At 57.9% G+C, this 10,873-nt stretch carries 4 protein-coding genes; all 4 read left to right on the top strand.

The genetic code is table 11. The features are described 5' to 3' along the window. The first annotated feature begins 55 nt into the window (after positions 1–55). The 4 genes from DK871_RS06235 to DK871_RS06250 all read left to right on the top strand — a co-directional run bounded on the left by DK871_RS06235 (position 56) and on the right by DK871_RS06250 (position 10,629). Positions 56–1,306: an MFS transporter gene (locus DK871_RS06235; RefSeq protein WP_161904377.1), complete on the top strand. Its 1,251-nt coding sequence runs from the start codon at positions 56–58 to the stop codon at positions 1,304–1,306. A gap of 71 nt (positions 1,307–1,377) precedes the next feature. Continuing rightward, positions 1,378–3,510 carry a M3 family metallopeptidase gene (locus DK871_RS06240; protein ID WP_161904378.1) on the top strand — a complete coding sequence of 711 codons (2,133 nt, stop codon included), beginning with the start codon at positions 1,378–1,380 and terminating at the stop codon, positions 3,508–3,510. An 85-nt stretch (positions 3,511–3,595) separates the two neighbouring features. Beyond that, positions 3,596–8,785, top strand: coding sequence for a dermonecrotic toxin domain-containing protein (locus DK871_RS06245; protein ID WP_161904379.1), 5,190 nt, complete (start codon positions 3,596–3,598; stop codon positions 8,783–8,785). 134 nt (positions 8,786–8,919) lie between these two features. Continuing rightward, positions 8,920–10,629 (top strand): polyurethanase, encoded by a 1,710-nt coding sequence (locus DK871_RS06250; protein ID WP_161904380.1) that lies wholly within the window; start codon positions 8,920–8,922, stop codon positions 10,627–10,629. Positions 10,630–10,873: the final 244 nt, after the last annotated feature.

Genomic DNA, 10,873 nt, shown 5'->3' on the forward strand with positions numbered 1-10,873 from the left:
TCCAGAATCCGGCGCCTAGACTGCGACTCGCAATGAAAATTGGGAGATCCCTGTAATGACTGACTGTGTGTGTAATGCCGTATCCAACCGCCATCCCGACGCCTTCTCGGATACAGAGCCTGCGGCCCCCGCGTGGATGGCCGTCTTCTCGCTGGCAATGGGGGTGTTCGGATTACTGACCGCTGAGTACCTTCCGGCCAGTTTGTTAACACTGATGGCGACTGATCTGGGCGTGTCCGAAGCACTGGCTGGCCAGGCGGTAACGGTGACAGCAGTGGTAGCGTTGTTTGCCGGTTTGCTGGTGCCAGGCCTGACCCGCGGCATCGACCGACGTTGGGTGTTGTTGGGGTTTTCCACGTTGATGGTTGCCTCCAATCTGTTGGTCGCCGTTTCTTCCAGCTTCGCGGTGCTGCTGTTGATGCGCATCTTGCTGGGGGTTGCCCTTGGCGGGTTCTGGAGCATGGCTGCGGCGGTGGCGATGCGCTTGGTGCCGAGTGCGCTGTTGCCTCGGGCGCTTTCGATTATTTTCAGCGGCATTGCCGTCGGGACGGTCGTTGCAGTGCCGCTGGGCAGCTATCTGGGCGGGCTGTACGGCTGGCGCAGTGCGTTCTTTGCAGCGGCGGCGGTAGGCATGGTGACCCTGGCGTTTCAGTCATTGACGTTGCCGCGCCTTGCGCCGCGCCGGCCGGCACGTCTGCGCACGGTTTTCGACGTGTTGCAGCGCCCGGGCATCGCCATGGGGATGTTCGGTTGTGTGCTGGTGCATAGCGGCCACTTCGCGATGTTCACTTATGTTCGGCCATTCCTTGAAGGTACTACCGGCATCGGCTCGCAAGGCCTGTCGCTCATGTTGCTGGGCTTCGGTGTGGCGAACTTTGTCGGCACACTGTTGGCCGGCAAGCTGCTGGAGCGTCACCCGCTGGCCACTCTGGTGTTGATGCCTGCGCTGGTCGGCGTTGCAGCACTGGCGTTGGTGCTGTTGCCGCCCTCGTTGCCGGGGCAGGCGGTACTGCTAGCACTCTGGGGCTTGGTCTTTGGCGGTGTGCCGGTGGCGTGGTCGAACTGGGTCGCCAGCGCGGTGCCTGATCAGGCGGAAAGCGCCGGTGGCATGGTGGTGGCCTCTGTGCAGTCGGCCATCGCCACGGGCGCCGCCGCTGGCGGTGCAGTGTTCAGCCTCGGTGGCAGCGCGGGCGTATTTGTAGCGGCAGCCGTGCTGATGCTGCTGGCTGCGTTGCTGATTGCGCTGCGTGTCCGGGTTCCTTCTGTCCATGGCGTTCGCGAGTCCAGGCCCGCGTTGCACCTTTGATTTGTTTTTTATAACCACCTCGGCCTTCTCTAGAGCCCCCGCAAAGGCGGGGGGTCAAGGTCTGATGTTGGTTGAGTTATCCTGCCGACCAGACTATTACCCATACCTATCTATCCCATCCAACGATGATTCACTCCCTAGGGTGGCTGCTTCGACAGCTACCTTTGAAGAGTGACTTCATGTCTGAAAGCAACCCACTGCTGCAGCCCTACGACTTGCCACCGTTCTCAGCCATCCGGGCAGAACACTTGGTGCCCGCCGTTGAACAGATCATCGTTGAAAGTCGCAACGCCACCGCCGCGATCATTGCCAGCCAGGCACCATTCCCCACCTGGGATGACCTGGTGCAAGCAGTGGAGGCGTTGGAGGCTCGCCTGGATGGCGTTCTCAACATTATCGAGCTGCTTGACTCCCGCCCCCAAGGGCCTGCATGGGCGTCGGCATCACACCGCAGTTATGAGCTGGCCATGCAGTACAGGGTTGAGTTGGCCGGGAACAACGACCTGTATCAACTGCACCGACAACTTGCCGACAGCCCGATCGCGACCCTTTTCAATGAACAACGCCACAGCGTGTTGCGTAAAATATTGCGCAAGTACCACTTGGCTGGCCTTGATCTTTCTCCTGAGAAGCAGCGACGGCTGAAAGCGTTGAACCTGCAAATCGATGAATTCAGTCAGGAGTTCCTGCGCCGTGTGAGAGATTCCAGTGATGCATGGCGTAAGCACATTCAAGACAAGGCGCTGCTGAGCGGACTGCCTGACGCGGCCATGGCGCGCATGGAAGTCGCGGCTCGGGACGCAGGCCTGGATGGATGGTTATTAACCCTTTCGAAGCAATCCTTTCAGGATGTGATGAGCCACGCCGACCATAGAGCCTTGCGTCAGGAAATGATGCTGGCTTACTACAACCGTGCCGTGGGCACGGGGCCTGACGCCATTGCCACTGACAATGAACTGGTTTTGACAGTACTGCTCGAAAGTCGTCACCAGAAAGCACAGTTGCTGGGCTATGCCAACTTCGCCGAACTGGCGCTGGTGGAACAAATGGCGGAGACGACCGATGAGGTCACTGCCTGTGTGCATCAACAGATTGATCAGGCACGCACGACATTTGCCCATGATGCACAACAACTGCAACGCTATGCCGCGCAACGGGGAGTCGATGCTCTGGAACCCTGGGATTACGACTTTTTCGCGGAAAGAATTCGCCAGGCCGTGGCGGGTGTCTCCCAGGACGCAGTGCGCCACTACTTCCCGTTGGAGACGGTGCTGCAACGCTTGTGCACGTTCACCCAAACGCTGTTCGGCGTTGAGCTGATTGAACAAGCCACGGTCGATACCTGGCACCCGGATGTGCGGGTATTTGAACTCAGGGAGTACGCGCAGCCGATTGGACATTTTTTTATTGACCCTTATCGCCGCGTGGCGGGCGGCGAGATTGGCGCCGCCATGGGCTTGCGCAATCACCGAATGACTGCCGAGGGGCGCCCACAACGGCCCATCGCCGTACTGCGCAGCCAGTTGCCACGACCTACGGCGGCCCAGCCGTGCTTGCTGGATCACTTGCAATTGCGGGTCTTATTGCATGAGTTCGGCCACTGCTTGCAGCATCTGTTGTCCGCCGCCCCCTACCGGGCGATTTCGGGCATGGGCCAATTAAGCCACGATACGACGGAGTTCTTCGGCCAAGTGCTGGAGCAGTTCTGCTTTACGCCGGCGTTCCTGATCTATCTATCCGGGCATGTGCAGACGGGAGCACCCTTGCCTGACAAAATGGCGACGCAAATGAGCCGATTTGTTCACACCCAGACCAGTCAGGAAACCGCCAGTATTTTGCTCACGGGCCTCGTTGACTTCGAGTTGCACCGTACCTATGGCGACGGGCGCACACCGCATGAAGTATTCACCGACGCCAACGTTGAAATCGGGCATTTGCAGTGGCCTGATGGCGCTCGTCCGCTCAACAGCTTCGAACAACCGATGGGGCGCTATGGCGCCAGACTGTATTCCTACACGTGGTGCGGTGTTCTGGCCCGCCAGGCGTTTGAGCGGTTTGAGCGTGATGGCCTGTTTAACCCGCAGACCGGGAAAGCCTTCCGGGACGCGTTCATCACTGAGGGCGATACCGGTACTCTGTTGAACGCACTTGCACTTTTCCGGGGGGACGGCGCCGGATGTGTCGGGCATTCCACCGGGGCATGAAGCGCTGGTGCATATGTAGCCCCTCGGCTGAAACTTGAAACGCCAGAGTGATCTTCAGTGGCCAATCCGGCATGGAGAGCACTCAATGAGCACTGACACCCCACCGTATTTTTTCAGCGAAACCCAAACCGATCGCACGCAGCTAAGCGAGCGCCAACGCACCCGCAACTTTACCCTCAAGGACCTTGACTGGTTCGACTCGGTCTATCTGGCCACCGATGCTTTGCGCCAGGCACAAAAAGCACCGATGCACGTCCAGACCCTGCAACTGAACGTGCTCGGTCAACCGGCTATTGAACTTGCAGGTGCATTCGTCATGAGCCCCGCCCCGGAAGGTGGGGTTATTCTCTATACGCCAGCTCGTGGTCTGGAAAAGCTGCAAAGCCATGAAGCACTCAAGACGCAACTGGCGTCGTGGCTCAAAGACGCGTCGAAGCGCCAAGCGTTGCTTGATTACCTTTCCATTTCCCAGCAAGCAACCCTAACGCCCACTGCGCCCCTGACGATTACCGCACACACCGTGGCCGGCGCTGTCTTCGAAGCACAACATGCGACCCTCTCCAACAACCTGCTCGACAATGCCCGTTTGATGCGTGAGGAGCTGCTCAAACTGCCCAGTTTCACTTCGCTGCTGGATGAATACATTGGCACTGAATTGGCGCAGTCTTTTACGGGGGGCGATCAGCACCACATCCAAGTGCAGAGTTATGTCATCGATGCATCCCGCCAATCAGGTAACTCTGATACGCCAACGCCGCGACATACGACCACCCGCTCCTTGAGCGAAACCGTGCTCAGGTATTTCGTCGCCAATGGCTGGCCTGACGGGGAGACCCGGCGCTATTACAACCCACAGCAGCCTACTCAGGAAGCTGATGATCAGTTGCGTTGGGACGTATCAGTCCAAGGATTGGCCGGGGGCTTGAAAGCCTATATGAAGCAACAGCCCAAGACATTTTGGGCGCTGCCGGCCGCCGCAGGGTTCTCACGGCTACAACTGTTTACCCATGCCATGGCCAATGCCTTTTTCACGGTGGCGCTGGAGCAACAACAGCAAACTACGATGACGGTTGAGCAGCGTCTGCAACTACAGGCCTTGCCGCTCAAGGCTGCGCTGCCCGAGACAACGCTTGCTCCTGCGATCGATGTTGAAAAGGCACTGCTGAGTGAGCCTGAACAGGCCCCCGCCGAGCTGGCAGGCACCCTCATTATCAGCAGTAACAAAAGCGACGATGGCTCGCCCTGGCTGCTCTATACCCCCCACCAGGGCCTGCAATCGTTTACCGAGCTGGGAGCACTCAAAACCCACCTTCTTGAGGGGCTCAACCCCCGGCAGCATGCGGATGCCTGGAGAGCGCATCTATCCAGGCCGGAACGCTATGACGAAGTAGACCTGCTGGCTTGCGACGTCACCAAAGGCCCCATCACCGGGGTTATTTTCCAAAGCATCATGGAGGGCATCATTGAAAAACAAGGTCGCAACCTTGAATACGCCCTTGATCAGTATCGCCTTAGCCAGGGCACGATGGACCTCGATGCCCTGGTTGATCATGTGCTGGATGTGCGTGGCATGATTGACCCAACCTTACTGACCTTCGAACCCATGGGGCGTTGGAGTACCCAGTTGGCAGAGACCTGGACGGCAACGGTGACTGAACCCAGGGTTCCACCAACGCTGGCTGCAATGCGCACAACTGTGCATCTACTCGAAAATGTCAGCGCCGAAATCGAACAACACCTATCGTTTCGCCCCTCGCTGGAGCGTTCCGTTATCACCTATCTCAATACCAAACTGTACGCCATCAAGCAGCAACACTTGCAGGCAGCGTGCCTCTCGGTGCGCCAATACAGCAACCCCTCGAGTAACACTGGCAAGCCTGAACTGCTGTCATCGAGCAGTATGGTCGACTATTTTCTGGCGCGATTATGTGGCGAAGCCGGTCCACTCATCGATCCGCTTGACACGCACGTCTACTCAACCGCTCCTGGCAAAGCCGCCACCAAGGTCTCAGGTATGGACGCCGCTACCTTCAATACGCTGATCAACAGCGCAGTCGGTGGGTTTAAACAGTACCTGTGTAGAACCCACAGCGTGTCCCCCAACATGCAGCCCTTGCTGAGAAAGGCGATGGAGATGGGCTTGACAGGGGAAGTGCAAGTCAGGCTTTGGAACAACGCTGTATTGCCCCTCGACTACGAAGTGCTTTTGACCGTGTTAGGTATTTACGCCAGAGACTTACGCCCTGGCGTCAATGGGTTTCGCCCTGATGCGTTTTCTTTGCAGGTCGTACCGACTGGGCAGAATACCCCGCTGGTACTCAATAACTGTTTCGTGCTGACCGAGCGCGGCGGGCTTGACCCTCAATATTGCGGCCGCACGCTGCTATGGACACCCGCGTTGGGCCTGGAAAGTTTCCACTCATTGGGTCACTTCAAAGCAGAGGTGGACCGACGCCTGGCAATCCCGAACGAACGACAGGCTTTGCTGGCGAACCTGGCACAACCGGATTGGGATTCACATCCGCGCTATGCACTCAGTTCCCTTGAACTGATCGAGGACAACCTCGTCGAGCACTTGCAACGAACCTATGCTCAACAAAAAGACCGAGAGCTGACGCACCTCCTGCCCATGAAACTGTCGGTCGAACAGTTGCGTAACCTGTGGCAGGTTCAAGCCACACAAAACCTGGCGCCCACCAACGTGCAGCGTGCCATGGACATGGTCCAGGCCATGATCCTGCAACAGGGTTTGCAATGGTTGGGCAAAGCCAGTGCTGTCGATCAACAGCTCTATGTCGAATTGTTGGAGCAGTATCGAAACAGTGTCACCGACAATCAGGATTACCTGCACGGGATTGACTCCCTGGCTCAGTTCACGCGCAAGAAACTCAACACTTTACTGAAGGCACTTGACGTTCAGGACAGCGTCACACCTGATGACGTCGAAGTCGGATTGCCGGCGCAGGGCAGCGCACCTGCCCGTAACCAGTCGCTGCTGGACTATGCCTTGAGTCATCAATCGTACTGGAAGGATGAGGTGCCGCTCTTCGCCAGCACCGGGACAACGCCGCTGCCTGACACCCTGGATGGGCAGACGCTGAAAACGCGAATACAGGCGCTGAACATCAACGCGGCTTATCAAACTTACATCCAATCCGTATTGGGCTCTGCCAGCTCGGACTTTGCGCAACGCTCTACGCGATTCGCCAAGCAACTGCCGTGGCAACTGATGCAATACGCGCATTGCATGAGGTTGCAAGGCCAGCTTTCAGCGGCGGCCTTCGGGCTCATTCAACAGATCATGGACATGCCCGATGCGATCGCCCGTGCGACAGTGGTGGATGCCAACGCCACGATCCGCCCTCTGGAACTGTTGGTTGATGACGGGAAGAAAACCATCAAGATTCCCGGGGCTTATTTGATCGGCTCTGCCTCCGGTGACGAGGGGCCCCAAGTCCTTTATGCCCCCTATAGCCCAGGCTACACCCTCAAGGAATACACGGTTGAGGCCGCACTGCGGGCTGAGCTGACAGCCTCTGGTGCCTTACAGCGTTGGGTTCGGCTGGTGGTCCCGGCCGTTGACCAGGCGGCACTGACCAGCGCACTGGAGCAACCCCAGGCCAGCACCACCCTGCAACTGGCATCCAACCCCATCACCGCGCCGTTGTTCAAACAGTTGTATACCGACAATGTCGAGCTGCTGACAACGCTGCTGGGCTGCCAAAAAACCGCTGATGCAGGCACCGTCTGGGAGACGGCCAAGGCCGTGTTCTCTGAGGGCGTGCAGGCGGCCACTGTATTTTTTGCCGGCAAACTGGCCTACCCCCTGGTGGTCTGGCAGAGCTATAAACTGTTCAAGGCTTCTGCCGAAGGGCTGCAAAGCCAGCAATGGCATGAGGCACTGGGGCATTTCATCGGGGGTGTCGCCTTGCTGGCCGGTTTGAGCGATTCCATGCCTCACGTATCCGAGGGCGGCATGCCTCCGGCACCCGAGCCGATCCCGCCGCCTTCCACACCTGCGACCTCTGTGGTGTCCTGGCCCGCGCTGGACATTACCGCTGCTTCCCGCACCCGGCTCCAGCGTTTCGAAGTCCTTGAGCCGAGCTTGGGCAACCTGATCAAAGACACCTCACTCAACCTTTACCGATCAACCTCCAACCATTATTACGCGGCGGTGGCAGGGAAAGTGTTCCAAGTCATCAAGCATGGCCAGGGTTGGCGCATCATCGGTGACGGCGAAGTCGGTCCTGAGGTACAGCGCAACCCTCGACAACAGTGGATGCTCGGTAGCGCTGGCCCAGTGCTGACGGGGCGACGGACACTTGCACGATTACTCAATCGCTTCTACTCCGAACCCTTTGCGCGCTCCAGTATGAATGTATTGGCCAGCGGGATGCGCGAGATACGAGCGCTTTACGCTCGGGAATCCTGGGTTATCACCGATGCACTTGCCTTGGCGACGTTTTATGCAAAGAACGCCCAGGAAAATTTGCACCTGATCGCACAAACACCCCTTGCTGCACCTGAGCTCGTCAAACAGATCAAAGCGTTTTTCGGCTTGCAGACGCTCGAGGTCGAACACCTTGAAGAAATTCAGGCGATCGTCGATACGGTCTGCACTGCGTTAATGGAGCCCTCACTGACCTCCTCGGACTCAACGCGATTTGTCATTGGCCGTTCGCGGTTGCCGGCTCTTCAGGGCGGACACACGTTGATGGCCTTTACGATTGTCCCTGACCCCCTTCAACTGGTGTACTTGACCGAGGTGTTTTTCAATCCGGGCCTGAAATACAGTCATTTGTTGATAAAACCGTTCTACGTCAGCGTCCATGCCCGTGCCACTACCCTCATTCACGAAATCACTCATCATGTATGTGAGACGTTGGACTTGGCTTACGTGCATTCAACCCATCCCTTTGATGACCTGATTGATCCCCAGACCCCTGAGGGCCGTAACACCAAAGTAACCCTGGAAAACCGCCATCTTTCAAGGCTGTCGCTCAATACCCCGACCCATGAGTTGTTCCAAATTGTCGATATTGCAACCGGTCTCAAAACAGACCCTACACACGGCACGGCAACACAGCATGTGCTCGACAGGCTGCTCACCGTTACCGGCACCCAAACCCTCGCCGATGCCCGACGAGTTTTCCGTACCGATCCGCTTAAACGCATCCTGACGGTACTTAACAACGCCGACTCCGTCGCCTACCTGGTTGCACAGCTGGGACGTCGAAAAGAGAGACCTGTTGGCCTGACCAGCGATTCGCCCTGATTTGCAATGCCCGGCTTGCTGAGCGCTATTCAATTTTTAGGTAACCATTGACAGTCCCCTGCGTCCCGCCCTCAATCGATCACCGGCTGTGAGTTGATGGCCATCTGACAGTCATCTGAAAAGGGACAAAGGACATGGGCGTTTTCGACTACAAGGGCATGAAGGGCGAGCAGGCCAAGGTGCTGCTGAACAACGCCTTGGCTTTATCCGAGTACGCTTATGACTCCACTGGCAAACCCCTCGCTACCGGTGGCTGGGCGCCCGTTGGTGCGCAAGCGTTGGGCGTGACGCAGAACGTGGACAAGCAAGGCACCTTTTGGGGCGAGACCGCCTTGGCCCCTTCGGCCAACGTCGAGGTTTTGGGGCAATATGACGGTGCTGGCAGGCTGATCGCCATGGGCATCGCTTTTCGTGGTACGTCGTTCGGCTTGACCTGGGATGGCATGGGCGACGTGGCCAGCGACCTGGCGGCCGCAGCACTGCCTGGATACGCCGCCAATTATGCCAAGTTCGCCTTCAGCGCCTTGCTCGAAAGCGTCGCTCGCTATGCCGCGAGCCAGGGCCTGACCGGTAAGGATATATTGGTCACCGGCCATAGCCTCGGCGCACTGGGCGCCAACAGCCTGGCGACCTTGAGCCACGATCACTGGGGCGGCTTTTATCAGGACGCCAACTACGTAACCTTTGCCTCACCCACTCAACGTTCGGGTGACGCCCAGGTGTTGAATATCGGCTACGAGAACGACCCAGTGTTCAAAGCCATTGAGGGCAAAGGCATCAATACCTCGGCACTCTTCTGGGGTAACGACCGGGGCTGGGATTCGGCCGCCAACAACCTCGTCAGCTTTACCGATAATTACGCGTCGTTCTCGGCACATTTACCCAATAGTCTGAATTGGGGCGTCGCCAAGGCGCACTCCCTGGACGGTTACATCCAAGGCCTGGGGCGCGTCGCGTCCTCGCAGTTCTACGACTTGACTGACAAGGATTCCACCATCGTGGTCTCCAGCCTCACAGAGGCTGCGCGTGAAACCACCTGGGTAGAAGACCTGAACCGCTACGCTGAAAAACACACCGGCAACACTTTCATCCTCGGCACCGAGGGCAATGACCTGCTCAAGGGCGGGGCGGGCAATGACTTTCTGGAAGGCGGCGCGGGCAATGATCGTTTTCGCGATGACGGCGGCTACAACATCCTGCTGGGCGGGCAGGGCGATAACGTCTTCGAACTGCACAAGCCACTGGCCAGCTTCGGCTTTGCCAACGATGGCGATGGCACGCTCTACATCAACGACGCCTATGGCGGCATCAGTATGACCCGCGATATCGGTGCGCTGGTGAGCCAAGAGCAGTCTTACATACTGTGGAATTCAATCCCCTGGGGCACCTACGACGTCACCTATAACGTAACCGGCCAAGGCCTGCTGGCCGGCACAGCCTTGACGCCCTACACGGCCTCTGCCAACGGCGATGGACAGGACAATGTCCTCACCGCTCATGCTGCGGGGGAATGGTTGTTTGGGTTGGGTGGCGACGATCATTTGATCGGGGGGCAGGGCAATAACGTGTTTGTCGGCGGGGCGGGCAATGACCTGATGGTGTCGGGCGGTGGCAGCAACACTTTCCTGTTCAACGGCCTCTTTGGCAATGACCGGATCGAGGGCTACCAGGGCAGCGATAAACTGGTGTTCATGGGGATTGCTGACCTGGGCCAGCAATACGATTACCGCTCCCATGTCTCGATGTTCGAGGACAATGCGCTGCTGTCGTTTGGCGACAACTCGGTGACCTTGGTTGGCGTGAACATGACTCAACTCAATGGTGCAGGCATTTATATTTCCTGAATATTTACACAATGGGCTGTTGAACCTGTGGCGAGGGAGCTTGCTCCCGTGACGGCCTGCCAACCGACACATACCTCCCTGACGCCCCGCGGTCCAAAATGTGGGAGCTGGCTTGCCTGCGATGGCCATAGGTATCTACACAACTTTTTAGGTTGTAGCCGTCAACAGTAACCACGATGCGAAGCGAGCCGCTCTTGATCTTGATCTGCTTTTGATCTTAGGCGCCCCGTCAAACCACGCTGGC

Origin of the sequence: Pseudomonas sp. L13, from assembly GCF_009935965.1 — a bacterium.
In the GTDB taxonomy this organism is placed as follows: domain Bacteria; phylum Pseudomonadota; class Gammaproteobacteria; order Pseudomonadales; family Pseudomonadaceae; genus Aquipseudomonas; species Aquipseudomonas lactis.

Excerpts from the sequence above, each read along its gene's own strand:
- DK871_RS06235 (WP_161904377.1), top strand. The coding sequence starts at position 56 with ATGACTGACTGTGTGTGTAATGCCGTATCCAACCGCCATCCCGACGCC.
- DK871_RS06245 (WP_161904379.1), top strand. The coding sequence starts at position 3,596 with ATGAGCACTGACACCCCACCGTATTTTTTCAGCGAAACCCAAACCGAT.
- DK871_RS06250 (WP_161904380.1), top strand. The coding sequence starts at position 8,920 with ATGGGCGTTTTCGACTACAAGGGCATGAAGGGCGAGCAGGCCAAGGTG.